Annotated in this window: 24 protein-coding genes; 17 read left to right on the top strand and 7 right to left on the bottom strand. The window is 64.8% G+C overall.

Annotated elements, in window-relative coordinates:
• Nucleotides 1-165: 165 nt before the first annotated feature.
• The 10 genes from AC5Y21_RS15540 to AC5Y21_RS15585 are packed head-to-tail and all read left to right on the top strand — an operon-like array spanning nucleotide 166 to nucleotide 8,016.
• Nucleotides 166-1,332 (top strand): thiolase family protein, encoded by a 1,167-nt coding sequence (locus AC5Y21_RS15540; RefSeq protein WP_499913370.1) that lies wholly within the window; start codon nucleotides 166-168, stop codon nucleotides 1,330-1,332.
• Nucleotides 1,329-1,766: a Zn-ribbon domain-containing OB-fold protein gene (locus AC5Y21_RS15545; protein WP_499913372.1), complete on the top strand. Its 438-nt coding sequence runs from the start codon at nucleotides 1,329-1,331 to the stop codon at nucleotides 1,764-1,766. The genes AC5Y21_RS15540 and AC5Y21_RS15545 overlap by 4 nt, the downstream gene beginning before the upstream one ends.
• The gene (locus AC5Y21_RS15550; protein ID WP_499913374.1) at nucleotides 1,763-2,806 is read left to right on the top strand and encodes an LLM class flavin-dependent oxidoreductase; all 1,044 of its coding nucleotides are present in this window, start codon (nucleotides 1,763-1,765) and stop codon (nucleotides 2,804-2,806) included. Before AC5Y21_RS15545 ends, AC5Y21_RS15550 begins: the two co-directional genes overlap by 4 nt.
• The gene (locus AC5Y21_RS15555; RefSeq protein WP_005086612.1) at nucleotides 2,799-3,257 is read left to right on the top strand and encodes an FAS1-like dehydratase domain-containing protein; all 459 of its coding nucleotides are present in this window, start codon (nucleotides 2,799-2,801) and stop codon (nucleotides 3,255-3,257) included. Before AC5Y21_RS15550 ends, AC5Y21_RS15555 begins: the two co-directional genes overlap by 8 nt.
• Nucleotides 3,254-3,679 carry a dihydroxy-acid dehydratase gene (locus AC5Y21_RS15560; protein WP_005086611.1) on the top strand — a complete coding sequence of 142 codons (426 nt, stop codon included), beginning with the start codon at nucleotides 3,254-3,256 and terminating at the stop codon, nucleotides 3,677-3,679. Before AC5Y21_RS15555 ends, AC5Y21_RS15560 begins: the two co-directional genes overlap by 4 nt.
• 32 nt (nucleotides 3,680-3,711) lie before the next feature.
• Entirely contained in the window at nucleotides 3,712-4,203 is a 492-nt protein-coding gene (locus AC5Y21_RS15565; protein WP_179967660.1) for an FAS1-like dehydratase domain-containing protein, read from the top strand.
• A complete protein-coding gene (locus AC5Y21_RS15570) occupies nucleotides 4,200-4,670 on the top strand; it encodes a hotdog family protein (RefSeq protein ID WP_499913376.1) in 471 nt (156 codons plus the stop codon). The genes AC5Y21_RS15565 and AC5Y21_RS15570 overlap by 4 nt, the downstream gene beginning before the upstream one ends.
• A 43-nt stretch (nucleotides 4,671-4,713) precedes the next feature.
• On the top strand, nucleotides 4,714-5,481 hold the full coding sequence (locus AC5Y21_RS15575) for an enoyl-CoA hydratase/isomerase family protein (protein WP_499913378.1): 768 nt from the start codon (nucleotides 4,714-4,716) through the stop codon (nucleotides 5,479-5,481).
• Between the two features lies 1 nt (nucleotide 5,482).
• Nucleotides 5,483-6,295, top strand: a complete 813-nt coding sequence (locus AC5Y21_RS15580; RefSeq protein ID WP_499913380.1) for a TIGR03084 family metal-binding protein — start codon at nucleotides 5,483-5,485, stop codon at nucleotides 6,293-6,295.
• Entirely contained in the window at nucleotides 6,292-8,016 is a 1,725-nt protein-coding gene (locus tag AC5Y21_RS15585; protein ID WP_499913382.1) for an acyclic terpene utilization AtuA family protein, read from the top strand. Before AC5Y21_RS15580 ends, AC5Y21_RS15585 begins: the two co-directional genes overlap by 4 nt.
• Here the strand turns inward: AC5Y21_RS15585 and AC5Y21_RS15590 are convergent.
• The 6 genes from AC5Y21_RS15590 to AC5Y21_RS15615 form a co-directional block, all read right to left on the bottom strand.
• Entirely contained in the window at nucleotides 8,013-8,606 is a 594-nt protein-coding gene (locus tag AC5Y21_RS15590) for a TetR/AcrR family transcriptional regulator (protein WP_005086604.1), read from the bottom strand. The genes AC5Y21_RS15585 and AC5Y21_RS15590 overlap by 4 nt on opposite strands.
• A gap of 213 nt (nucleotides 8,607-8,819) precedes the next feature.
• The gene (locus tag AC5Y21_RS15595; protein WP_499913384.1) at nucleotides 8,820-10,373 is read right to left on the bottom strand and encodes an acyl-CoA synthetase; all 1,554 of its coding nucleotides are present in this window, start codon (nucleotides 10,371-10,373) and stop codon (nucleotides 8,820-8,822) included.
• 26 nt (nucleotides 10,374-10,399) lie between these two features.
• A complete protein-coding gene (locus AC5Y21_RS15600; RefSeq protein WP_499913386.1) occupies nucleotides 10,400-11,554 on the bottom strand; it encodes an acyl-CoA dehydrogenase family protein in 1,155 nt (384 codons plus the stop codon).
• Nucleotides 11,555-11,608: 54 nt separating this feature from the next.
• A complete protein-coding gene (locus AC5Y21_RS15605) occupies nucleotides 11,609-13,642 on the bottom strand; it encodes an acetyl/propionyl/methylcrotonyl-CoA carboxylase subunit alpha (RefSeq protein WP_499913388.1) in 2,034 nt (677 codons plus the stop codon).
• A 5-nt stretch (nucleotides 13,643-13,647) separates the two neighbouring features.
• Nucleotides 13,648-15,249 carry an acyl-CoA carboxylase subunit beta gene (locus AC5Y21_RS15610; RefSeq protein ID WP_067330721.1) on the bottom strand — a complete coding sequence of 534 codons (1,602 nt, stop codon included), beginning with the start codon at nucleotides 15,247-15,249 and terminating at the stop codon, nucleotides 13,648-13,650.
• A gap of 303 nt (nucleotides 15,250-15,552) precedes the next feature.
• A complete protein-coding gene (locus AC5Y21_RS15615; RefSeq protein WP_499913391.1) occupies nucleotides 15,553-16,260 on the bottom strand; it encodes a TetR/AcrR family transcriptional regulator in 708 nt (235 codons plus the stop codon).
• Between the two features lie 67 nt (nucleotides 16,261-16,327).
• Between AC5Y21_RS15615 and AC5Y21_RS15620 the strand changes: the two genes are divergently transcribed.
• Nucleotides 16,328-17,197, top strand: a complete 870-nt coding sequence (locus AC5Y21_RS15620) for a metal-dependent hydrolase (protein ID WP_499913393.1) — start codon at nucleotides 16,328-16,330, stop codon at nucleotides 17,195-17,197.
• Nucleotides 17,198-17,366: 169 nt separating this feature from the next.
• Here the strand turns inward: AC5Y21_RS15620 and AC5Y21_RS15625 are convergent, their stop codons facing one another.
• Nucleotides 17,367-17,999: a TetR/AcrR family transcriptional regulator gene (locus tag AC5Y21_RS15625; protein WP_499913435.1), complete on the bottom strand. Its 633-nt coding sequence runs from the start codon at nucleotides 17,997-17,999 to the stop codon at nucleotides 17,367-17,369.
• A gap of 128 nt (nucleotides 18,000-18,127) precedes the next feature.
• Here AC5Y21_RS15625 and AC5Y21_RS15630 point away from each other — a divergent pair, with 128 nt between their 5' ends.
• The 6 genes from AC5Y21_RS15630 to AC5Y21_RS15655 all read left to right on the top strand — a co-directional run.
• On the top strand, nucleotides 18,128-18,982 hold the full coding sequence (locus tag AC5Y21_RS15630) for an SDR family NAD(P)-dependent oxidoreductase (RefSeq protein ID WP_499913395.1): 855 nt from the start codon (nucleotides 18,128-18,130) through the stop codon (nucleotides 18,980-18,982).
• Nucleotides 18,983-18,995: 13 nt separating this feature from the next.
• A complete protein-coding gene (locus AC5Y21_RS15635; RefSeq protein ID WP_499913397.1) occupies nucleotides 18,996-19,919 on the top strand; it encodes a ferritin-like domain-containing protein in 924 nt (307 codons plus the stop codon).
• Entirely contained in the window at nucleotides 19,916-21,409 is a 1,494-nt protein-coding gene (locus AC5Y21_RS15640) for a flavin-containing monooxygenase (RefSeq protein WP_499913399.1), read from the top strand. Before AC5Y21_RS15635 ends, AC5Y21_RS15640 begins: the two co-directional genes overlap by 4 nt.
• Nucleotides 21,410-21,453: 44 nt before the next feature.
• Nucleotides 21,454-22,971: a flavin-containing monooxygenase gene (locus tag AC5Y21_RS15645; RefSeq protein ID WP_499913401.1), complete on the top strand. Its 1,518-nt coding sequence runs from the start codon at nucleotides 21,454-21,456 to the stop codon at nucleotides 22,969-22,971.
• Nucleotides 22,972-22,976: 5 nt separating this feature from the next.
• On the top strand, nucleotides 22,977-23,933 hold the full coding sequence (locus AC5Y21_RS15650) for an alpha/beta hydrolase (protein WP_499913404.1): 957 nt from the start codon (nucleotides 22,977-22,979) through the stop codon (nucleotides 23,931-23,933).
• On the top strand, nucleotides 23,842-24,145 hold a 304-nt coding region (locus AC5Y21_RS15655; protein WP_499913406.1), incomplete at its 3' end, for an NAD(P)-binding protein. The genes AC5Y21_RS15650 and AC5Y21_RS15655, both read left to right, overlap by 92 nt.

Raw genomic sequence — 24,145 nt, forward strand, 5'->3', positions numbered from 1 at the left:
GGTCATCGCAGCACCCTCTTGGGAAGAGGCGCAACGACATCCAGAGAATCCATACCGCGCTGGCGGCGGGTGCGGGCCGGGGGTGACGCGGACCCCCTAGTCACGCTATGCTAACCGTCGTTCACGTCGGGACCGGCGTTGAACGCGTGGTCGGAAGGAGTCCGGATGCCACACGACCAGCCGGCCATCATCGGTGCCGCCGAACTCGCTCCAGGAAGAAACGTTCCGTACACCTCCACTGAATTGCATGTGCGCGCTGCGGTCGCGGCTCTCGCCGACGCAGGGGTGGTCCCAGACGAGGTCGACGGTCTCGTGTGCGCCGGGCCGATGACGAACGAGGGTTCGATCTTCCTGTCCGAGGACCTCATGGACTATCTCGGGCTGCACAACCTGAAACTTCAGATGACCTGTCAGCTTGGCGGCGGGACCCATCTGGCCATGACGCGCATGGCGAGTAACGTCATCGCCCGGGGCGAGGCCGAGACGGTGCTGGTCGTGTCGGCGGGCAAGTTTCCACCGATCCGCGATGGCGGGCGCGAACTGATGGCGCTGGTGTGTGACCACGCGTTCGAGATGCCCTACGGACCGTCCGTGCCGGCGCTGTACGGTTTGATCGCGCAGGCCTGGATGCACGAGACGGGACAGGGCAAGGCGGACATCGCCGAGGTCACCGCGTCGCAGGACCGGTGGGCCGCGCTGAATCCCGCGGCGATCGCGCACCGCTCACAACGCCTGACTGTGGAGGACGTGCTGGCGTCCCGCCCGATCGCCGGGCCGTTCCACTTCTACCACTGCTCGATTCCCTGCGAGGGCGGTGGCGCGCTCGTGCTGGGCTCGGCCCGCCGGGCTCGCGCGGGCAAGCACCGGCCGGTACACCTGCTCGGCTTCGGAGAGGGTCACACCCACGGTTTTCTGACCTCGCTGGCCCGCCCGGGTCGTACCGGGGCCGCCCGTTCGGGTCCGATGGCCTTCGAGCGCTCCGGACGGGCGCCGGCCGACATCGACATCGCCTTGCTCTACGACGCCTTCGCCTCGAACCCGGCGATGATCCTTGAGGAGGCGGGTTTCGTGAAGCCCGGCGGGGCAGGCGATTTCTACCGTGACGGCTGCGCCGATCCGGGGGGCGACCTTCCGGTGAACACCGACGGCGGCCTGATCCGGTTCGGGCACACCGGGACCTCCTCTGGCATTTCGCAGATCCTTGAGGGTTACTGGCAGTTGTCCGGTCGCGCCGAGGGCCGTCAGGTCTTCGGGGCGGATACCGCGTTCGTGCACAGCTACGGCTCGATGCTGTGCAGTCACGTCAGCATGGTGATGGAGGGAGCGTCATGACCGCAGCTTCGAGTTCTCTCGACGGTCTGCACGATCCTGAGGCGCTGCCGCCGCTGACCGACGTCAACCGTCCCTACTTCGCAGCAGCGGCCCGCGGCGTACTCGTCTTCCAGCGGTGCGCGAACGACCACCCGTTCCTCTACCCGCGGCTGGTGTGTCCCGTCTGCCATGACGGTGAGTTGGCCTGGGACACCGCGGCGGGTACTGGTGAGATCGTCAGTTTCGCGCCGGTGTACCGCCCCCCGTGGGACTCGTTCCCGCGCAGCGAGCCGTACGTCGTCGTGCTCGTTCGTCTGGACGAGGGGCCGCAGTTGTTGGCCAGTCTCGAGGGCGTGGCCCCCGATGAAGTTGCGATCGGCGCAACAGTGCGCGCAGTGTTCGAGCGGGTGAACGAGGACCTTGGGCTGGTCCGATTCAGGCTGGCGGCGTCGTGAGCACGTACGGGGTCTCGGTGCTCGGCGCGGACTTGGCCACCCTTGTCGATACGGCCGAGGCTACCGACCTCGCCGGCTTCGACGCCGCCTGGGCCTCGGAGTTCTACTCGCGCTCCGGCTCGATCTCGATGGCCGCGATGGCCGCGCGCACAAAGCGCTGCCGCATCGGGTCGTCGATCCTGTACGGCGTCGGGCGCAGCCCGCTCGTGCTCGCCACCGAGGCGCGTGACCTCGACGAGCTTTCAGGCGGGCGCGTCGTGCTCGGACTCGGCAACGGCACACGCCGCATGATGAGCGACTGGCACGGCGTCGAGGACACCTCCGCTCCCGCTCTGCGCATGGAGGAGCTGGTCCCGCTCGTGCGTCGGATCTGGAACCTGCACGAGGGCCCGGTGCGCCATGAGGGTCGCTTCTATCGGATGAATCTCGTCCCGACCGGCGACGTCGCGCCGCCGCAGCGGGCCATCCCGATCATCACCGCGGGCGTGCGTCCGCGGATGTGCGAGGTGGCAGGGCGCGTCGCCGACGGGTTGGCCGGTCATCCGCTATTCACCACGACCTACGTCGAGGAGGTCGCCCGCCCAGCCGTCGTGCGCGGTGCGGAGCGGGCCGGACGCGATCCCGCCGACATTGAGATCGTCTCGATGGTCATCTGCGCGGTGCACGACGACCCACAGATCGCACGCCGTGAGGCCGCGCAGCAGATCGCGTTCTACTCCTCGGTGAAGACCTACGAACACGTTCTCGATGTGAGCGGCTTCGCCAGGCAGGGGGCGGCGATTCGCGACGCGTTCGCGCGGCGTGACCTGCCGGCCATGTTCGCAGCCGTCACCGACGACATGATCGACGCGATGGCGGTGGCCGGCACCGCCGCCGAGGTCCGAGAAGGGCTGCGCCGCTACGAGGGCGTGCTGGACCACATCGTTCTCTACTCACCCTCGATCGGCCTCGCGCCCGAGCGCATCGCCGAGAACCTCGGCAGCCTCATTCGCGATTGTGCGCCGGCCTTCGCCGGCGGGAAAGGTGACCAGAGTGGCTGACGCATCGCTCATCGGGACGCAACTCGGGAGCACCACATTTCCCGTCGACCGGTCCAAAGTGCGCGAGTTCGCGCTGTCCCTCGACGACCACGACCCGATCTACCAGGACGCCGCAGCGGCCCGCGCCGCCGGCTTCGGCGCGATCCCCGCTCCGCCGACCTTCGTCGTCTCCTCGGCTCACTGGCGCGCCGACGACGACATGTTCGGCGCCCTCGGGCTCGACCTGCGACGCGTACTGCACGGTGAGTGCGGCTGGGAGTATTTCGCGCCGGTGGTCGTCGGCGACGAGCTCACCGAGACGCGTCGGGTGTCGAACGTGACCAGCCGCGAGGGCAAGCGCGGCGGCACCATGACAATCGTGACGATCGAGACCGACTTCACCAACCAGCGCGACGAACTCGTCGTGCGCCAGACCGACGTCTTGATCGAAACCGGAGGCTCCACCCAATGACGACATCCCCCGCGCCGGTGGCGTTGGCCGCCGGCGACGAGATGCCGAGCTCACAGTTCGGCCCGCTGACGCGCTCGCACATCGTCCGCTACGCCGGGTCCGGCGGCGACTTCAACCCGATCCACCATGACGAGGAGTTCGCCCGCGCGGCCGGCATGCCCGGTGTGTTCGGTATGGGACTGCTGCACGGCGGTGTGCTCGCCCAGCGGCTGACCGCCTGGGTGGGGCTGGCCAACATCCGCTCGTTCCGCATCCGGTTCACCGGTCAGGTATGGCCCGGTGACCTGCTCAGCTTCGGCGGCAGGGTCACCGGCGTGCGCGAGGCCGGAGGGCAGCAGGTGGCAGACCTCGAACTCGTGGTCACGCGCCAGTCCGGCGAACCCGCGATAAAGGGGAGCGCCGTCGTGCAGGTGGCCCGGTGAGCGCGCCAACGAGCGACGTCACCGGCCTCGGGATGACATTCGGGACCTTCGACGAGGGCCGGGCGTGGGTCGGCCATCGCACGGAACCGCGGCGTGCGTGGTTCCCGATCGACCGCTCGATGGTGTTGTACTACTGTTCGCTCGTCGAGGATGCCAATCCCAGCTACTGGGAGGGTGAGGACTGCCCGCCCGGGCTGTTGATGACCCTTGGCTTCGCGCCGCAGTGGGCGCCGGAGCACCTCACACGCACGGATATGCTGCTGGCCCTCAGCGTGCCGCTGCCGGGCCACCACATCATCAACGCCTCAACGACGACGGAGTTCGAACGCCGGCCCCGGGTAGGCGATCACGTGTCGATCGTGGAGGAGATCGCCTCGATCTCCGAGCCGAAGACGACGCGGGTGGGCACCGGCGTGTTCATCACCACGGTGAGTACGTTCTCCGACCAGCACGGTGAGGTCATCGGCCGCAACACCAACGTGCTCTTCCGATACGACACCGCCGATAGTGAAGGCGCATCATGAACGGATCCACCGAGCACAGCATGGTCCGCTTCCCCGTGCGGTTCGAGGACATCGCCGTCGGCGACACCCTGACGCCCGTCTCGATCGAGATCAGCTACAAGCGCATCTGCATGAACGCGGCTTCGACATGGGACTGGTTCCCCGGTCACCACGACCCCGACTACGCGCGCAGCCAGGGCCAGCGCACAATCTACCTGTCAACCCTCTTCTTCCATGGCTTCATCGACCGCGGCCTCAACGAATGGGCCGGACCCGGCGCGCTCATCCGGCGCCGCAGAATCTCAATGATCCGGTCGATCTACCCGGGCCAGACCGCGACCCTGAGCGGCAAGGTCGTGGCCAAACGCGACGATGGCGGACGGCGCCTCGTCGACCTCGAGTTGCTCGTCTCGAGCGAAGATGGTCCGTGCGTGCCGAGTGAAGCCACCGTTGAGCTGGCCGACCCGTTTGTCGAGGTGCCGGGGTGAACTGCCACTCACATGCGAGACGACGGTGAGGGACGGAGGCTCGGTGGCCGAGCAACCGATTCGCTACGAGGTCGTCGACAGCGTGGCCTGGCTGACGATCAACCGGCCCGAGGCGCGCAACGCGCTGAACAACGCTGTGCGCACGGGGCTATTCGACGCGGTACTCCGCTTCAATGACGACGACGCGGCGAAGGTGCTCGTCCTCACCGGCGTGGGCGATAAGGCGTTCTGCGCCGGCGGGGACTTGAAGGAGATGGCGCAGAACGCGCTCAAGGTGCCCCCGAAGGACTTCGCTCCGCAGTTCGGCCGCAACATCGATGTCGCGAAGCCGACGATCGCGGCCGTCAACGGTGTCGCGTTCGCCGGGGGCTTCCTGCTCGCGCAGCAGTGCGACCTGGTCGTGGCCGCCGAACACGCGACCTTCGCCGTCAGCGAGGTCAAGGTCGGCCGCGGTTCGCCGTGGGCGACACCCCTGTCGTGGCTGGTGCCCCCGCGCGTTGCCATGCAAATCCTGCTGACCGGCGACCCGATCACCGCGGAGCGCGCCCACCAGGTCGGCTTGGTCAATGAGGTGGTGCCGGCCGATCAGTTACGCGAGCGTACCCAGCAGTTGGCGCTCAGCATCGCCGCGAACGCACCGCTGTCCGTGCTCGCGTCCAAGCGCACCGTGTACCTCTCGGCGCAGCACCACCTCGCCGCCGCGTACGACCTGGCCGACGAGATATGGGAGCCGGTCTATCTGAGCGACGACGCGCAGGAAGGCCCGGCGGCGTTCCGCGAGAAGCGCGCGCCGCAGTGGAAGGGACACTGACATGGCGGTGAGCATGCAGTCGGTTATCACCGACATCGAAGCGGAGACGGCAGCCCTACGCGGATTGGTCGCGCCGCTGACCGAAGGTCCGCGCGGCTGGGACGCGCCGACTCCGGCCGTGGGCTGGACGATCCGCGACCAGATCAGCCATCTGGCGTTCTTCGACGACGTCGCGGTGCGCTCGGCCACCGACCCCGACGGGTTCAGCAGCGACTACCTGCCGATGATGGCCGACGGAAGCATCTCACCCGACGTCATCGCCGAGCGCTACCGTCAAATGCCGGCTGCCGACCTGCTCGCGTGGTTCGACACGTCGCGTGCCGCCCTCGTTGCGGCGTTCGCGGACATTGACCCGGCGACCCGCCTGCCGTGGTTCGGGCCGCCGATGAGCGCGGTCTCGTCGCTGACAGCGCGACTCATGGAGACCTGGGCGCACGGCCAGGACGTCGTCGACGCGCTCGGCGCGACCCGCGAGGCCACGGCACGGCTGCGTCACGTGGCCCACATCGGGGTGGGTGCACGCGCGTTCAGCTACCTGGCCAACGGTCTGGACCTGCCCGCGGACCCGGTACGCGTTGAGCTGACCGCTCCGGACGGCAGCGTCTGGACGTGGGGGCCAGCCGACGCGGCCAACCGCGTGAGCGGGCCGGCGCTCGACTTTTGCCTGTTGGTCACCCAACGCCGCCACCGCGACGACACCGCTTTGGTCGCCGACGGCCCGCTGGCCGACCAGTGGCTCGCGATCGCCCAGGCCTTCGCGGGGCCCCCTGGCGGCGGGCGCGTGGCGGGCCAGTTCGCAGGGCGTCAGCGGTGAGCGTCCCGGTCCGCATCGGCAACTGCTCCGGCTTTTACGGCGACCGCATCGCCGCAGCCCGCGAGATGGTCGAGGGCGGACCGATCGACGTCCTGTGCGGTGACTATCTGGCCGAGCTGACCATGCTCATCCTGGCCAAGGCCCAGGCCAAAGACCCGTCCGGCGGGTACGCGCGGACTTTCCTCACCCAAATGGAACAGGTGCTGGGCACCTGTCTCGATCATGGCATCAAGGTCGTCGCGAACGCGGGCGGGCTGAATCCCGCCGGCTTGGCCGCCGCGTTGCGCGAGCTGTCCGCCCGTCTCGGCCTCACCGCGCGCGTCGCTCACGTCGAGGGCGACGACCTACGTGGCGACCTCCACGCAATCACGCCGCCCGTCGGCGACATCAAACCGGTATCGGCCAACGCGTACCTCGGCGCCTGGGGCATCACCGAGGCGCTGCGTTCGGGCGCCGACGTCGTCGTGACCGGCCGGGTCACCGACGCATCCCTGGTCGTCGGTCCAGCCGCCTGGTGGCACGCCTGGGCACCCGCCGACTGGGATCGGCTCGCGGGCGCGGTCGTCGCCGGGCACGTGATCGAGTGCGGCCCTCAGGCGACGGGCGGCAACTACGCGTTCCTGGACGAGATCACGGACCGCCGCTACCCGGGGTTTCCGATCGCCGAGGTCGCCGAGGACGGCTCTTCGGTGATCACGAAGCATCCCGGCACCGGGGGACTGGTCTCAGTCGGCACGGTCACCGCCCAGCTGCTCTACGAGATCGCTGAACCTGCCTACCTCGGCCCCGACGTCGTCGCCCACTTCGACACCATCCGGCTGGCTCAACAGGGTGAGCACCGCGTCGCGATCAGCGGTACGAAAGGCAGTCCGCCGCCGGACACGTTGAAGGTGGCGTTGAATGAGGTGGGCGGCTTCCGTAACACAATGACCATGGTGCTCACCGGCCTCGACATCGGGGCCAAGGCGGCTTTCGCCGAACAGCAGCTCTTCGACGTTCTCGGCGGACGCGACGCCTTCGACGAAGTCGACGTGAGGCTGTTGCGTTTCGACGTCTCCGACGCACCGACGAACGAGCAAGCCTGCGCGCACCTGCGTGTGACGGTGAAGGACGCCGACCCGCGCAAGGTGGGCCGAGCCTTCTCCGGGGGGGTCATGGAGATCGCCCTGGCTGGTTTCGCCGGCTTCCACACCACCACGCCACCGTCCTCGGAGACCGCCTTCGGCGTCTACCGGCCGGCCTACGTAGCGCGGTCGGCCCTCACGCACGTACTCGTCGACGCCGACGGCACACGGCACGAGGTCCCCGACCCGCCGACCGGTGCCGTCCCGCCGGCTAGGATCGCCCCGCCCGCGAAGCTGCCAGTGCCGTCCGGGCCGACACGTCGCGCGCCGCTCGGGTCGGTACTCGGCGCGCGGTCCGGAGACAAGGGCGGCAACGCTAACCTCGGCCTGTGGGCACGGGATGACCCTGGGTACGCGTGGGCGCGTGACTACCTCAGCGTCGAGCGGCTGCGCACTCTGCTCGGGCCGGAGACGGCGCACCTGCCCATGGAGCGCTTCGAACTGCCGAACCTGCGCGCCCTCAACGTGGTGGTGCACGGCTTGCTCGGTGACGGGGTGGCCTCCTCGACCCGGCTGGACGCACAGGCCAAGGGGCTCGGGGAATACGTGCGGTCCCGCATGGTGGACATTCCCCAGTCGCTGCTCGACACACACTAAATCCGGTGCGGGGCGCCGTCTACCTGCTGTGTAACCGCGCGGCTGAACAGCGCCGCAACGGCCGCGGCGGCCAGCATCGCCTCAATCGTCGCGTCGTCCAGCGACGCCGGCATGTACGCGGACGCGTTGAGCAATGACAGCACGGCGGCGACCAGGCCCTGTGCGCGCTCACGGTCCAGATCGCCCCGTGCTCGTACGAGTGCCTCGACCCAAAAGGACTCGTAGCTGTGCTGTCGGCGTCGCAGGGCACGGGTCGCCAGCGGCGACAGCGAGCGGTGCTCGCGGGCGTAGACGGCCAACAGGCCGCGTCGTCGCGCGCCGAAGGCCGCGTGCAGGTCGACAAGGGCGTGCAGGACCTCCGTCGGTGTGCCGGCCGTGGTGGCGCGCCGGGCGCCGGCCAGCAGCTCAGTCATGGCGGCGTCGCATAACTCGCGAAGGATCGCGTCCTTGTTCTGAAAGTGCCGGTAGACGGCCGGCCCGCTCACCCCTGCTGCGGCACCGATGTCGTCGATGCCCACGGCGTGAAAGCCTTGCCGCGCGAACAGGTCGGCGGCGGCCTCGAGGAGCAGTTTGCGGCGCAAACCGGCCACTTTCAGGCCTCCTGTCGATTTGTGGTTACGTTGTTCGCCGTCCGATCCGCTGGGCTGGGATCCTACCGACGCTGGGGTTGCCTGCGTCGGCACCCGCCGCACCGAATCGAGGGAGGTGAACGAAACCGCTAGCCCCCGCCGATGCTGTCGATCCTCTTCTCAGTTCATGATTTAGGGGCCCTGCTCCGAACCCGCGATGTGCAGCGGCACGACTCAGCGCAAAACGACTCCGCCCTCGATGCCCGTGAACTGCGCGCGCAGCTCGGTCTTGAGCAGCTTGCCGGTGGCGTTGCGCGGCAGTTCGGCGACGAAGTGCACGTCACGCGGACACTTGAAGTGTGCCAGCCGCTCCCGGCACCACGCCACGATCTCCTCGGCGCTCGGCGCCTGCGTCGCCGGGTCGGCAACCACGACCGCGACGACGCGTTCGCCCCACTTCGCGTCCTTACCGCCGATCACGGCGGCGTCGAACACCGCCGGGTGGCGGAAGAGGACCTGCTCGACCTCGATCGGGTAGACGTTCTCGCCGCCGGAGATGATCATGTCCTTCTTGCGGTCGACGAGGGTGATGAAGCCCTCCGCGTCCATGCGCCCGAGATCGCCCGTGTGGAACCAGCCCCCGCGCAACGCCTCGGCGCTCGCCTCGGCCTTCATCCAGTAGCCGGTGAACACATTCGGACCGCGCACGATCAGTTCGCCCACGGTGTCGGTCGCGACGTCGCGGTCGTCGTCGTCGACGATGCGGGCGTCGACATGCATCGCGACGCGGCCGATCGACCCGGCCCGCGTGCTGATGTTCTCGGCGTCGAGGACGGTCACCAGGGGAGCGGTCTCGGTCATGCCGAAGCCCTCGGTGAAGGGCACGCCTCGCTCGCGCATGAAGTCGATGACCGTGAGGGGGACGGGCGACCCGCCGCCCATGGCGAAACGCAACGCAGACAGGTTGAAGGAGTCAAAGTCGGACACCTGTGTGAGAGCGGTCCACATGGCCGGCACCATGAACTGAACCGTGACGTGGTGGTCGGCCATCGCCTGCAGCGTCGCTCGCGGCTCGAAAGACGGCATGATGACGCTGGTGCCGCCGACGTAGAGCAGCGGCAGTGTGTGTACTCCCAGCCCGCCGATGTGGAACATCGGCGCCACCGCGACGGTGACGTCCTCGCCCCGCAGGCCGATGTCGGTGCCGAGGACGTTGATCGCGTTCCATAGCAGGTTGTCGTGGGTGAGGATCGCGCCCTTGGGTCGGCCCGTCGTCCCCGACGTGTACATGATGAACGCTGGGTCGCGGCCGTCGACGTCACCGTTGAGCGGTTCGGGCGCGGCGCCCGAGACGACGTCTTCATAGCCGAGCTCGCCCGGCGCCGGCGCCCCACCGGCGCGCACGACATGGCGCACGCGGACTCCGGACTCGGTGACGGCGCTCTTGGCCTGCGCGGCCAACGGCTCGTGGAAGACCAGAACATCGGCGCCTGAGTCGGCCAGAATGTAGCCGATCTCGGGTCCGGCAAGGCGCACGTTGAGCGGCACTGCAAGTGCGCCGATTTTGGCGCAGCCCAGCAGCACCTCGATGAACTCGGTCGAATTGACCAGCAGCACCGCGACCCGATCGCCCCTGCGCACGCCGAGGGCGATGAGTGCGGCGGCGACCTGGTTGGTGCGCCGATCGAGGTCGGCGTAGGAGATGTGCGCGCCGTTGCTGATCAACGCGGTGCGCCCGCCGTTGAGGAAGGCGCGCCGGGTCACCCACTGACCGATGCCGAGTTGCATGCGATTCCCTTTCCGTCCGCGGCGACTCAGTAGGACGCGGGCAGTTTCAGGCTGTGCTGCGCCACGAAATTGAGGATCATCTCGCGGCTGATCGGCGCGGTGCGCATGAGCCGGGCCGGACCCCACAACGTGGCGAGGCCGTACTCGGTGGCCATGCCGTTGCCGCCGTGGGTCTGAATCGCCTGGTCGAGCGCCAGGATGCCCGCCTCGGCTGCGGCATATTTCGCCATGTTCGACGCCTCACCCGACCCCGGATCGCCGGCGTCGTGCAGGGCGGCGGCACGCTGGGTCATCAACCGGGCCAGCTCGACCTGGATCTTGGCGTGGGCGAGGGGGTGCGATACGCCCTGGTGCGAGCCGATCGGCGCGCCCCACACGTGGCGCTCACGGGCGTAATCGGCCGCCTTGTCGAGCGCGTAACGGCCGATGCCGTTGCCGAGCGCTGCCCCCATGATTCGCTCCGGGTTCAGGCCCATGAAGACCTGGCGCAGGCCCTCGTTCTCCGTGCCGATCAGGTTGGCGGCCGGCACGCGGACGTCATCGAAGAACAGAGTGAATTGCTTCTCCGGAGTGACCGCCTGGACCGGGATGAGTGACTTGGTTAGCCCGGGGACATCGGTGGGCACGACGAGCAGGCTGAGTAGTCCGCGACCACGGTCGTTAGTCGACGTTCGGGTGACGACCAGGATCGCCTCGGCTTCGTCGACACCGGAGATGTAGTACTTGGTGCCGTTGATGACCCAGTCGTCACCGTCGCGTTTCGCGGTCGTGGCGATGTTGTGCGAGTTCGAGCCCGCGTCCGGCTCGGTGATCGCGAAGGCCATGATCGTCTCGCCGCTGGCGATGCCCGGCAGCCACTGCTGCTTGAGTTCCTCACTGCCGAATGCCTGGATGATCGTGCCGCAGATGGTTGGCGAGACGACGGTCATCAGCAGCGGGCAGCCCGCCGCGGCGAGCTCCTCACCGACGATCTGCATGTCGTAGATGCCGCCGCCGCCGCCGCCGTACTGCTCGGAAAGGTTCACCCCGAGGAAGCCCTGTTTGCCCACGGCCTGCCACAGCTCGGTGCTCTTCCCCCCGGCCAGCGACTTTTCCAGGTAGTACTCGTGTCCGAAATCCTTGGCAATCTCGGCGACCGCCTTGCGCAGGTCCTGACGTTCCGCTGTCTCGTGCAATTCCATGACACTCCTCACATCGGTATCGACGCGCCACCGATCGGGAGCGCGCCGGGTTCATTAAAGCTCCGTGGCGTCCGACGCCACTTCACCACCGTCCACCGCCTCGACCACGGCGAGGACGTCACCGCTCGAGACCTGATGGCCGACCTGGACCGGCAGGGCGCTCAGCACCCCGTCGATCGGGCTCGCGACGGTGTGCTCCATCTTCATCGCCTCCAGGACGACAAGGGTTTGACCGGCTGACACCGTCTCGCCCTCGGCGACCGGTAGTCGGATCACCGAGCCCGGCATCGGCGCGGTGAGCGACCCGGGCGGGTTGAGAGTGCTCGGGTCGACGAAGCGTGGCGCCAGCCGAAGGGCGGAGTAGCCGGCGACCGAGTCAACGTGGGCAAGATCGCCGTCGAGGACGACATCATAAGTGCGGCGCACCCCGTCGACGCGCAGCACCACCCGCTCGCTACTGCCCTCGACAACCTCGACGTCGGCCAACGCCTCGTCATCGACGCGCAGGCAGGTGTCCGTCAGACGTAACGTGTACCCGACGCGCACTTCGCGCCCGCCCTGGGTCTGCCAGGTTGTGGTCTGCGATTGCGACTGGTTGTTGCGCCAGCCAGCGGGCAACGTGGCCTGGACCGTCGCCGCAGCACGCCGCGCGGCCACGCTGGCCACGGTCGCCGCGACGGCGTGCAGGCGCTCGGCCTGCGTGTCAAGGAGGGCAGCGCCGAGTTCGGGGACGTCGTGTCGGTCAAGGAAACCAGTGTCGGTGCCCCGCCCGGCGAACTCGTCATGGCGCAGGACGCGCACAAGCAGGTTGCGGTTGGTGGTCACGCCGTGAATCCGGGCGCCGGCCAGCGCCGCCGAGAGGCTGGCAAGTGCCTCGTCGCGCGTTGGTGCCCACGCGATGACCTTGGCCAGCAGCGAATCGTAGTAATGACTGATGACCGAACCGGCCCGAAAACCCGAGTCAACCCGCACGCCGGCGATCGCCGGGACATCCATGGTGCGCAGGGTGCCGGTGTGGGGCCGGTAGTCGTCGGCCGGATCCTCGGCGCACAGACGGGCCTCGACCGCGTGACCGCGAATTCGCGGGTTGTGCATCTCCTCAGGCAGCGGGCGGCCCATGGCTATGAGCAGCTGGGCACGCACCAGGTCGAGGCCGGTGATCAGCTCGGTAACCGGGTGCTCGACCTGCAGCCGGGTGTTCATCTCGAGGAAGGCAAAGGAGCCGCCCTTGCCGTCCTGGCCGGCGTCGTAGACGAACTCGACCGTCCCGGCGCCCACGTAATCGACGGCGCGCGCGGCGGCGATGGCGGCGTCGCTCATCCGAGCGCGCAACGCGTCGTCGACGACCGGTGACGGCGCCTCCTCGATCACCTTCTGGTGTCGACGTTGCACGGAGCACTCGCGCTCGAACAGAGACACGACGTTTCCGTGCGTGTCGGCCATGACCTGGATCTCGACATGGCGTGGGCGCTGGACGTAACGCTCGAGGAAGACGGTGCCGTCGCCGAACGCGGCGGCGGCCTCACGCGAAGCGGAGGCGACCGCTTCGTCGAGCTCGTCCGGCGACGCGACAACGCGCATGCCTCGGCCACCCCCGCCGGCGCTCGCCTTGACCAGCAGCGGGTAGCCGACGTCGGCGGCCAGCTTCGCCAGCTGCTCGGCCGCCAGCCCCGTCGTGTCGCCACCGGGCAGCACAGGCACCCCCGCGTCGGACATCATCTTCTTGGCCTGCAGCTTCGAGCCCATCGCGTCGATCGCCTCGGGCGGCGGACCGATGAAGACGAGGTCGGCGGCGGCACAGGCACGCGCGAACCCGGCGTTTTCCGAAAGGAAGCCGTAGCCGGGGTGTACTGCATCCGCGCCGGTGAGCGTGGCAGCGGCGATGATCCGTTGGATGTCGAGGTAAGTCTCGGCGGCAGACGAGCCGGGAAGGTGCACGGCCTCGTCGGCGTCGGCGACGTGCCACGCGTCGGCGTCGGCGTCGGAATAGACCGCGACGGTGGCGATCCCGAGGTCGCGGCAACTGCGGAACACCCGCCGCGCGATCTCGCCACGGTTGGCGACCAGGACCTTGCGGATCTTGGGCATCGCCATCACATCCGGAACACGCCGTAGCCACGCTGGCCACGGACTTCGCCGTTGTGGATCACCGACAGGCAGAACCCGAGAACGGTCCGCGTGTCGCGGGGATCGATGATCCCGTCGTCGTACAGGCGGCCGCTGTTGGCCAGTGCGACGGATTCGCGCTCGATCTGTTCCTCGACGGCGGCGCGCATCTGGGCGTCGGCCTCCTCGTCGAAGGGCAGCCCGCGGTCGGCGGCGGACTCGCGCGCCACGATGGACAGCACTCCGGCCAGTTGCGCCGGACCCATCACGGCCGACTTCGAGTTAGGCCAAGCGAATAGGAAACGCGGCGAGTACGACCGCCCGCACATGCCGTAGTTCCCGGCGCCGTAGGACGCACCCATCGTGATGGTCACATGCGGAACTGTGCTGTTGGACACGGCGTTGATCATCTTGGCGCCGTCCTTGATGATGCCGCCCTGCTCGTACTCGGCACCGACCATGAAACCGGTGGTGTTCTGCAGGAAGATGAGGGGGGTGTCGATCTGATTCGCCAGTTGGATGAACTGCGAACCCTTCTCGGCCTCCTCACTGAACAGGATGCCCCGTGCGTTGGCGAGGATGCCGACCGGGAAGCCGTGGATCGCGGCCCAGCCGGTGACGAGTGACGTGCCGTAGAGAGGTTTGAACTCGTCGAAGGCCGAGCCGTCGACCACTCGGGCGATGACGTCGCGGGGGTCGAAGGGCACCTTCGGATCGACCGACGCGATGCCGAGCAGCTGATCGGGGTCGTGCACCGGCGGGTGCGGCGGCGTCGTGGGTCCGGGGCCGTTCTTCCGCCAGTTGAGCCGCGCCATGATGCGACGGCCGATGCGGATCGCATCCTGCTCGTCCTCGGCCATGTAATCGGCCAGCCCCGAGGTGCGGGCGTGCATCTCGGCGCCGCCGAGCGACTCGTCATCGGAGACCTCGCCCGTGGCCATCTTGACCAGCGGCGGACCCCCGAGGAACACCTTGGAACGGTTGCGAACCATCACGACGTAGTCGCACATGCCCGGGACGTACGCACCTCCCGCGGTCGAGTTGCCGAAGACCAAGGCCAGTGTCGGCAGCCCCGCTGCGCTGTGCTGTGTCAAGTCGTGGAACAGCTGTCCGCCGGGCACGAAGATCTCTGCCTGTGTGGGCAGGTCGGCGCCGCCAGACTCGACGATGTTGATGATGGGCAGTCGGTTCTCCCGCGCGATGGCCATGCCGCGGAACACCTTGCGGAAGGTATAGGGGTTCGATGCGCCGCCGCGGACGGTGGGGTCGTGGGCGATGATCATCGACTCGATGCCCTCGACCACGCCGATGCCTACCACCACGCTACCGCCGACGGGGAACTTACTGCCCCAGGCGGCAAAGGGGCATAGTTCGAGGAACGCCGTGTCGGGGTCGAGCATCAGCTCGATGCGCTCGCGGACAAGCAGCTTGCCCCGCTTACGGTGGCGCGCAACGTATTTCGCGCCGCCGCCGCCGTTGACCAGCGCCAGTTGCTCCGCGATGGTGTCGAGTTGCGCGCTCAGTCCTTCGCGGTTCTTGAGATAGCCGGGCGCGGTGTCGTCGACCCGATCGGGCAGGACCTGTACCAAAAGTTTTCCTTCCGAGCGAGCATCGACGTCGATCTACTAGGCGCTGATGTTAGCCGCAATTAACATCAGGTGACAACGGTGCGGGGCGGGCGTCGGATTTGTTCCGCGCCGTGGTTCCGTCGAATGGCGAGGGATCGAAGCGGTGCGTTTCGCTGCAGATCGAGATCGAAAGAATTGACCGGGGTGGGACGGCACACAGGGACCTTGCGAGGTCGTACCGAGTTCCTCGACTGGAGCGATGAGCCTCTACGGTCGCGATCTCAGATGAACGCTCGCAGTGATTGTCAGCGTGCGCCATGCCCTTCAGCCAACCGAGTCGCGCCTAACGCGGGGTCGGTCAGAATATTCCTCAGCTGCGGCCAGCCGCGGAACGGCCTGATCAGGCACCTGCCCGAGGGTATATAGGCCGAGAATGCCAAGAAAACCCGCACCGTGCTCGATAAGCATTTCAGTCGAGAGGTTCAGTTGTCCGTCTATCCAGCGACGGAGTATCTCGAACAGGCCTCCGACTCCATAGGTAGCGGCGAGATCTGCGACTTGGAGCACATCTTTGGGTATATCGAGGTGCGAGCGGGCCTCTCTGAGCACCAGCTCCGCAAAATCGGTAATCAGCTCGCTTCGCAGCTGCCGAAGGAGGGGTTCTGCGCCCGATTCGACAAACAATATGCGGGCCATGCTGGGATCGTTCTCAATCACCTGAACCAAAGCCTTGATCGGGGCGTAAGCGAGTTCTTGAGGAGCAACCGTGTCGTCCGGAATGGCGCTGGTTATCACCGCTTGGAAGGTAGTGGAAATCTTGGCAAATACCGCACGCAACAGCGCGTCTCGGTCGCGAAACTGTTGGTAGAAGTACCGGCTTGTCACTCCTGACTTCGCACACACGGCGGTCACGGTGCACGCGGCTGCTCCGTTGGTGCCCATGATTGAGACCGCGGCATCAATCAACATCACGCGGCGCTGCGCATCGCGTTGAGCTGCCGACAACCCGCCATAAACACGTGCTGGACTCATGTCCTACAGTCTGGCAGTCTTATCTGACAAGGTATAAAGTCAGATAAAACTTCGAGGAAGGACCGCAATGTCGGAAGATCAAGCCCCGACCAGGACCCGCGTGCTGCCAAAACCCAGGCGTGTTCGTTTTCCGATGCCGACCTCCACGAAGCGGCAACATTTTGTCGACGGCGACCTGGTGATGAGCCATTTCATCTCAGTGCTTTCTGCGACGTTCCCGGAAGGCGAGGATTTCTTCATCCGCTCGGTCAGGAACTTCCAGAGTTCCATCGACGATCCCCAACTAGAGACAGCGGTCAAGGGTTTCATCGGACAAGAGGCCACACATCGACACCAACATCGTCTCCTCAACGAGCGACTCCAGGTCATGGGATATCCGACGGCGCGAATCGACCGTCATATCGCACGCCTGATCAAGCGATTGGAACGGCGCTTTTCGCCGGAAATGCGGCTGTCCGTGACCTCCGCATTGGAGCACTACACCGCTACGCTGGCAGAAATCATTCTTACCAGTGAAGACGCCCAGAAGCTCATTGGACAGACAGAGGTTCGACCGATTCTGCTGTGGCATGCGTTCGAGGAGTCGGAGCACAAAGCGGTCGCTTTTGATGTCTATCAGTTGATTGGAGGAACCGAGCGCACCCGTGTACGGGGCATGCGGATCGCTTCAGCAATTTTGTTCGGCGAACTCATTCTGCAGACTGCCTTGTCCATGGCCGCCGACAAAGCTTCATGTAACCCGGTCACGTTGGTGCGCAGTCTGTACCGCTTCAGTCGCACCCCGATGTTCACCGCTGATGCGCTGCGGCGATTCCGTTCGTACAACCGCCCGGGTTTCCACCCTGATGATTGGGACAGTGCTGCGGTCCTGGAGCGTTGGAGCAAGGAACTGTTCGACCAAGACGGTTCACAGAGAGTTAGCGCTCAGCTGGGATAGCAAAGGTGCGGAAGTTTGGCGACGCAGGAGCACTGTTCCTGCGTCGCTCCTGCCGAACAGCGTGGGCGCCGGCGGCGTCACGGACGCGGTGCTCGGCCGCTGAAGGCGGTCGGACCAAGAATGCGTTCGGCAGCGATCGCCGCGGAGCTGGCTGGCCTGTGAGCCTGGGTCAGTCGCTGACGATATAGCGTTGAGCCAGGGTTTCAGCCACTCTGCTGGTGTGCGCGACCATTTCCTTCTCGGTGACCGCAAGCAGACCCGAGTGCCAGGCCGTCATGACTTCGACGAACCCCCCGACTGCGATCAGAGTGTCCATTCGAAGGGCTATCTCGTCGGCATCTTGTCGGAGGTGTGGCCGGCTTGCCTCAACGACCAACTGCGTTGCTTCCTGTAGCGCCACGGCGCGGCGGTCTTGCAGCGGTGAGCTACCAACATGCTGAGCGAGGAGGATGTGCGCCCGACCTGGATCGCGTGCAATCCGGTCGACCACGATGCCGATCACCGCGGTGATTGTTTCGATCGGCGGCCGATTCACACGCTCGTCGAAGAGCGCAGCGACCTCGCCGAGCATATCATTGCGGACGCCATCCCACGCTGCGACGAGCAGCTCATCGCGCGTCTTGAAGTCCTCGTAGAAGTATCGATCGTTCAGCCTCGTGCGGGCGCACACGCCTCGCATAGTCACTGCGGCCCAACCGCTCTCACTCCAAATCTCGGTTGCGGCCTCAATCAATTGTTGCCTTCGCTCGGCACGACGCTCCGCCCCGGTCCGACCACCCCAGCGCTTGTTTCTCGACCGCACCTCTCCATCTTGACAAAGCCCTCGGTCCACGACAAAACTGGTGGCATGCGACACCAATGGTGGCTGGTGCCCCCAGATGAGAGTTCCCCCACAGCAGACGTCAATGTCGCGACCCGAAAGGCAGACGAATGAGATTGCTGCCATTCGGCGGCGCACCAGGCAGAACGCACCGAGCCGATGCAGTCGTCACGGGCGCAGGAAGCGGTATCGGCCGCGCATTCGCCGTGGAGCTTGCACGCCGAGGCGGACGCGTGGTGTGCGCCGACAGAGATCCCGTCACTGCAAAAGAGTCGGCAGAGTTGGTGAGGCAGGCTGGCGGCGAGGGCTTCGACATCGCATGCGACGTCACCGATCTTGAGCAGATCCGCAACCTCGCTGATGTGAGCGAAGACTGGTTCGGGAAGGCTGCGAGCCTCGTCATCAACAACGCCGGAATCGGTGCGGGCGGCAACCGCATCGGCGCGACGTCGATCGAGGACTGGAACGCGGCGATTTCTGTCAACCTCTGGGGCGTTATCTACGGCTGCGAGACTTTCGTGCCTCGGCTCCGGAGCAATGGGCATGGCGGAGTCATCAATGTGGCGTCCGCAGCGAGCTTCGGCTCGGCCCCTCGGATGGCGGCTTACAACGTGAGCAAGGCCGGAGTGCTCGCTCTGTCGGAGACATTGGCGGCCGAACTGAGCGGTACTGACGTCAACGTCACAGTGCTTTGCCCTACCTTCGTGAAGACGAACATCGCCAACAATCCTCAAATCGATGAGGCGGCTGCACGACTCGCGACCAACTTGATGAAATGGACCGGCATTTCGCCACAGCACGTTGCTCGAACGACGTTGAACGCGCACGATCGCGGACAGATTTATGTAGTACCCCAACTCGATGCCAAGGTCTTGTGGCAACTCAAGAGGGCCCTGCCCGGTCCCTTTACACGCACGCTGGGCCTCGTGGAGCGCATTGCCTCATGGAACGATTCAGCCGAGTAAAGGAGCAGGGGAAATGGCTTTTGCATATAGCGATATGCTCGAGACAATCAAGAACAAGCAATGGGCTCTCGCCGATATTGATTGGGACGCTCCAGGCGCGGAACTGATCACCGATGAACAGCGTCCCAAACTCAAGCAATTCATGTCCGACGTGGTGTGGATTGAGCACGTTGGAGCACGTGCCTTCGCCGCGATGGCTCCGAAGGCACCATTCGAAGCGCTCGGAGACATTTACCGTTACTTTCACGCCGAGGAGCAGCGTCACGCCAATGCTGAACTTGCCCTGATGCGTCGCTGGGGCATGATCGAGGAAGGCGAGAAGCCGGTCCCGAACAAGAATATTCGGCTGGTCATCGAATGGTTGGACCGTTATGCCGAAGCCCTCCCCCTGACCGTGATCGGGGCCGCGATTCCGGCACTGGAGACTGCGCTCGATGGAGCGCTGCTGAAGTTTCTCCTCGAAGAGGTTGACGATCCCGTGTGCGGGCAGGTGTTCAACAAGGTCAACAGCGACGAATCGAGGCATCTCGCAGTTGGCTTCCAGGTCTTGAATGATCTGGGCGCCAGCCCCATGCGAATCCACGCCATTCAAACTGCGGGTGCTTTGGTCGACCCGCGCATTCTCACCGGCGCGTTGCTGTATATCCCGCTCCTGACGCGCATGTTGATGAATCTCAACGCTATGGGTCTGTCCGAGGAAAAGTTGTACAACGCGGTGACGCGGTATGCCAATGTCGGCGACCGGAGTGAGCACACGCGGAGGGTGCCCGGCTACCACATCTTGAAGGCGCACATGTCTTCTTCCATCAAGCGGTCCCAGCCGCTGCACTTCGTGTCTCAGCGCCTTGGCAATGCGATTGATGTGTTCCCTGTTCAGATCTTCGGCCGGCCGCCATCATGGACCGACGAACTGACCTACGAACCGGTGGCCAAATGACAGGCACGACGACGACCTTGATCGTCGGTGCCGGGTTCGCAGGTATCGGTACGGCGATCAGACTGCTTCAAGAGGGCACAGATGACTTCGTCATCGTGGAGCGGTCAAATCGCATCGGAGGGACCTGGCGCGACAATACCTATCCCGGTGCGGCCTGCGATATTCCCTCAGTTCTCTACTCCTACTCGTTCGAGCCGAACCCAGGCTGGACTCGTACCTACTCGGGGAGCGCGGAGATCCTCGAATATATCGACGAGATCGTCACCAAGTACGACCTTGCCCGGTTCATTCAGTTCGATACCGATGTAACCGCCTTGAAATTCGATGAGGGTGCCGGCATCTGGGTAGCCGACACGGCTGACGGAAAGCGGTATAAAGCCCGGTCAGTTGTGATGGCCAGTGGACCACTTGCCAACGCCAGCTTTCCCGATATTCGGGGTATTGACTCCTACGAGGGAAAGAAGATCCACAGCGCTCGATGGGACCACGGCTACGATCTCGGCGGTAAGAGGGTTGCTGTCATCGGGACGGGCGCCAGCGCGGTTCAGATCATTCCTGAGCTCGTGAAGTCGGCTGCCTCGGTCAAAGTATTCCAAAGAACGCCAGGCTGGGTTTTGCCTAAAGTGAACTTCGGGCGTCCGGCTTGGGCGCGCTCGACCTTCAAACAATTGCCGGTGAGCGAACAAGCGCTCCGTGACGCCTGGTTCTGGGCTCACGAAGTGATGGCAGTGGGCATGGTCTGGAACACCGCCGCGACGTCCGTGATACAGCTGGCGGCGAAGGCTCATCTTCGTCGACAGGTGAAAGACGCCTGGTTGAGACGTCAGTTGACGCCCCATTTCAGACCTGGATGCAAGCGCATGCTCATGACCAGTGATTATTACCCAGCACTACAGGCGGATAACTGCAGGCTGATCAGCTGGCCGATTGCCACATTGTCACCTAACGGTGTTCGGACCGCCGACGGTATTGAGCATGAGGTGGACTGTATCGTATTTGCCACTGGCTTCGATGTGGCCAAACGTGGCACCCCGTTCCCAATTAGCGGCCTCGGTGGTCGGAAGCTCGGCGATGAATGGTCTAAGGGGACATTCGCCTTCAAGAGCGTGAGCGTGGCCGGGTATCCGAATTTGTTCTTCACTTTCGGACCGAATTCCGGGCCAGGCCACAACTCGGCGCTCGTATATATGGAGGCAGCAATTGGCTATATAGTCCAGGCGATCCAGCTCCTTCAGCAAAATGACATCGGTACTTTGGATGTGAGGGAGGATCGCCAGGACTGCTATCACTCCGATATTCAGCGCCGCCTTCGACGAACGACATGGAATTCGGGGTGCAGCAGTTGGTATCTGACCGAGGACGGCTACAACGGCACGATGTACCCAGGTTTCGCGACCCAGTTTATGAGAGAACTTTCCCGCTTGGATCCTCATGATTACGTGATAACCCGGCGCGACGATACACACCTTGAGCTCACGCAATCACTCTGAATACAAGTTTGCAAGGCTGACCGTCAGAACGGTGAAATACAGCAATGGATCGCAAGTCTGAACGTAATTACGAGATAATTATCATAGGAGCTGGATTTTCCGGCATCGGGTCTGGCATTAGCTTGATGAAGGCGGGATTTACCGACTTCTTGATGGTTGATGACGCCGGTGGCGTAGGTGGTACGTGGCACTGGAACACCTACCCGGGTATCGCTGTCGATATACCGTCGTACAGTTATCAATTCTCATACGAAATGCGGCCCTCTTGGTCGCGCACGTACGCCCACGGCAATGAGCTCAAAGCCTATGCAGAGCGATGTGTTGAAAAGTATCGGCTCCGGGACCATATTCGTTTCAACACAACAATTACCGAGGCTTGTTTCGACGAGAACGCAACACGGTGGCATTTGACCAGCGCCAATGGTGAGGAGTTCACGGCACGCTTCGTGATAAATTGCTCTGGCGTTCTCAGTCGGCCAAAGTGGCCTGAAATCAAGGGGGTGCGAGATTTCGCCGGCGTTACGCTCCACACGGCTAGATGGGACGACACCAAAGATATCAGCGGGAAGAGGGTTGCAGTAATCGGTACCGGTGCATCGGCGGTGCAACTGATACCCGAAGTCGCAAAGAAAGCAGAGAGTCTGACGGTATTTCAGCGAACTCCAATTTATTGTCTGCCGAAGCCGGACTTCCCCATACCGACGTGGGGTGGAAGGCTTCTACATTACCTACCGGGGGCACAATTGGCGACCCGGACCGCGAGCCAGGCGTTCGTGGAAATCACTTTCCCAATCGCCGCTCACTTTCATACGGTGATACCGTTCGCCGATGTCATGGAGAGCGCCGCAAAGCGGTACATGCGGCGTGAGGTCCATGACCCGACGACGAGAGAACAACTCATTCCGCGCTACTCGTTGGGCTGTAAACGACCCAGCTTCCACAATTCCTATCTCGCAACGTACAACCGGTCCAACGTTTCGCTCGAGACGAGCGGCATAACCCATATCGACCATGCATCCGTCCATACTCGAGACGGCAAAGCTCATCCCATTGACGTCTTGATCCTGGCCACCGGCTTCAAAGTGATGGAGTCGGGCAACATGCCAACTTACGTGTTGAAGGGACGCGGCGGGCTGGAGCAGGCTACATGGTGGGACGAGCATCGACTGCAGGCCTTCGAAGGGGTGAGCGTCCCGGGATTCCCGAATCATTTCAACATCTTCGGCCCGTACGGCTACAACGGTTCCTCGTACTTCACGCTCATCGAGGCGCAGAGTCGGCACATCGTCCGGTGTCTTCGTCGCGCGCGGGCGCTGGGTGCTAACTGCGTGGAGGTCAAGAAGGAGGCGAACGACCGTTATTTCGCCGAAGTGCTAAAGCGGCGTCACAGACAGGTTTTCTGGCAGCCGAGCTGTTCCAATGCCAACAGCTACTACTTCGACAGGCACGGTGACGTTCCACTCCGTCCATCAACGACTCTGGAGACCTATTGGCGGAGCCGCACCTTTCGCCTCTCGGACTACCGATTCGAGAATCGGCCCGAGGAGGTGTGTCCTCGGTGACCAGAATGGATGCCCCCGACTGGCAGCCCAGTCTTGCCAGTCATCTCGTGGCGATGTCCTCGCGAACCACGCTGCGCCCACTGGCGCAGCTGATGCCATCAAACGCCTACGGACTTGCGGTGATGGATCGCGTGCTTCGAACAGCGCTCGTAGCCTCACGGCCTCGGCGCGGCGTCACAGTGCGCAAGGTTGACACTGTATTCGCCGGAGGCCCGGTTCGTGGGGACTGGATCACCACACCTGTGATTAATCCGCATGCGAACCCATTGCTGTACATACACGGCGGTGCATACTCTATGTGTTCGCCGGATACGCACCGCGGTCTTCTCGGCGAACTCGCCTCTGCAAGCGGACGCCCAATCTTCGCCGTCAAGTATCGACTTGCGCCACGATATCCCTATCCCGCAGCCGCGGACGATGCACTGAACGCGTATCGCTGGCTTACCAGCGGAGGGTCCCCGGGTTCTTGCCAGCGCACCGTCGCGGTTGCCGGAGATTCAGCGGGCGGTCAGCTCACGATGGCCACGGCCTTGGGCGCACGTGCAGGTGGATTGCCGCTCCCTGATGCGATGCTGCTGATGTCTCCCGTCCTGGATCTCAGGTGCGAACTCGCCAGGGCGCGTGAACTTCGCCGCCGGGATCCTTTTGCCTCCGCTCAATCAGCGGCGCGCGCTCTTGACCTCTACGTAGGGGGTGCAGATCGCGACGATCCGCGCCTCAGCGTGCTTGACGCGGACCTGACCTCGATGCCGCCGATCCTCATTCAGGTGGGCGGGAGGGAAATGTTGATCGATGACTCGCGGCGTCTCGCCGAGCGACTTCAATCGGCTGGATCCCACGTCGAGATCCAGGTATACCGGGGACAGATCCATGTATTCCAGGCTATGTTCCGGATTCTTCCCGAAGCCCGCGACGCGATTCATCGAGCGGGACGCTTCCTTGAAGCCTCGGGAGTCAGGTGAAAGTGTCCGAACAGGCAATGCTCCTACACCTACACCAGCTACACCGCCGCAGCGTGAAGTCAGTCGTCTCTGCCTCATGAGCAGCAACTTCGCGACGGCCTGTCGCGCATACGATCCGTCGATCGTGATCATCGGGGCCGGTTTCGCCGGGGTTGCGATGGCCCACCGGCTGAAGAAGGACGGTTTCACGAACTTCACGATCCTGGAAAAGG

The organism is Mycobacterium sp. NGS41, assembly GCF_059812725.1.

What these genes read in the sequence shown, in the direction of transcription:
- AC5Y21_RS15580 (WP_499913380.1), top strand. Translation starts at nt 5,483, where the DNA reads ATGGCGGTGAGCATGCAGTCGGTTATCACCGACATCGAAGCGGAGACG.
- AC5Y21_RS15540 (WP_499913370.1), top strand. Translation starts at nt 166, where the DNA reads ATGCCACACGACCAGCCGGCCATCATCGGTGCCGCCGAACTCGCTCCA.
- AC5Y21_RS15640 (WP_499913399.1), top strand. Translation starts at nt 19,916, where the DNA reads ATGACAGGCACGACGACGACCTTGATCGTCGGTGCCGGGTTCGCAGGT.
- AC5Y21_RS15645 (WP_499913401.1), top strand. Translation starts at nt 21,454, where the DNA reads ATGGATCGCAAGTCTGAACGTAATTACGAGATAATTATCATAGGAGCT.
- AC5Y21_RS15545 (WP_499913372.1), top strand. Translation starts at nt 1,329, where the DNA reads ATGACCGCAGCTTCGAGTTCTCTCGACGGTCTGCACGATCCTGAGGCG.
- AC5Y21_RS15620 (WP_499913393.1), top strand. Translation starts at nt 16,328, where the DNA reads ATGTCGGAAGATCAAGCCCCGACCAGGACCCGCGTGCTGCCAAAACCC.
- AC5Y21_RS15565 (WP_179967660.1), top strand. Translation starts at nt 3,712, where the DNA reads ATGACATTCGGGACCTTCGACGAGGGCCGGGCGTGGGTCGGCCATCGC.
- AC5Y21_RS15595 (WP_499913384.1), bottom strand. Translation starts at nt 10,373, where the DNA reads ATGCAACTCGGCATCGGTCAGTGGGTGACCCGGCGCGCCTTCCTCAAC.
- AC5Y21_RS15635 (WP_499913397.1), top strand. Translation starts at nt 18,996, where the DNA reads ATGGCTTTTGCATATAGCGATATGCTCGAGACAATCAAGAACAAGCAA.
- AC5Y21_RS15560 (WP_005086611.1), top strand. Translation starts at nt 3,254, where the DNA reads ATGACGACATCCCCCGCGCCGGTGGCGTTGGCCGCCGGCGACGAGATG.
- AC5Y21_RS15605 (WP_499913388.1), bottom strand. Translation starts at nt 13,642, where the DNA reads ATGCCCAAGATCCGCAAGGTCCTGGTCGCCAACCGTGGCGAGATCGCG.
- AC5Y21_RS15650 (WP_499913404.1), top strand. Translation starts at nt 22,977, where the DNA reads ATGGATGCCCCCGACTGGCAGCCCAGTCTTGCCAGTCATCTCGTGGCG.
- AC5Y21_RS15570 (WP_499913376.1), top strand. Translation starts at nt 4,200, where the DNA reads ATGAACGGATCCACCGAGCACAGCATGGTCCGCTTCCCCGTGCGGTTC.
- AC5Y21_RS15615 (WP_499913391.1), bottom strand. Translation starts at nt 16,260, where the DNA reads ATGAGTCCAGCACGTGTTTATGGCGGGTTGTCGGCAGCTCAACGCGAT.
- AC5Y21_RS15600 (WP_499913386.1), bottom strand. Translation starts at nt 11,554, where the DNA reads ATGGAATTGCACGAGACAGCGGAACGTCAGGACCTGCGCAAGGCGGTC.
- AC5Y21_RS15630 (WP_499913395.1), top strand. Translation starts at nt 18,128, where the DNA reads ATGAGATTGCTGCCATTCGGCGGCGCACCAGGCAGAACGCACCGAGCC.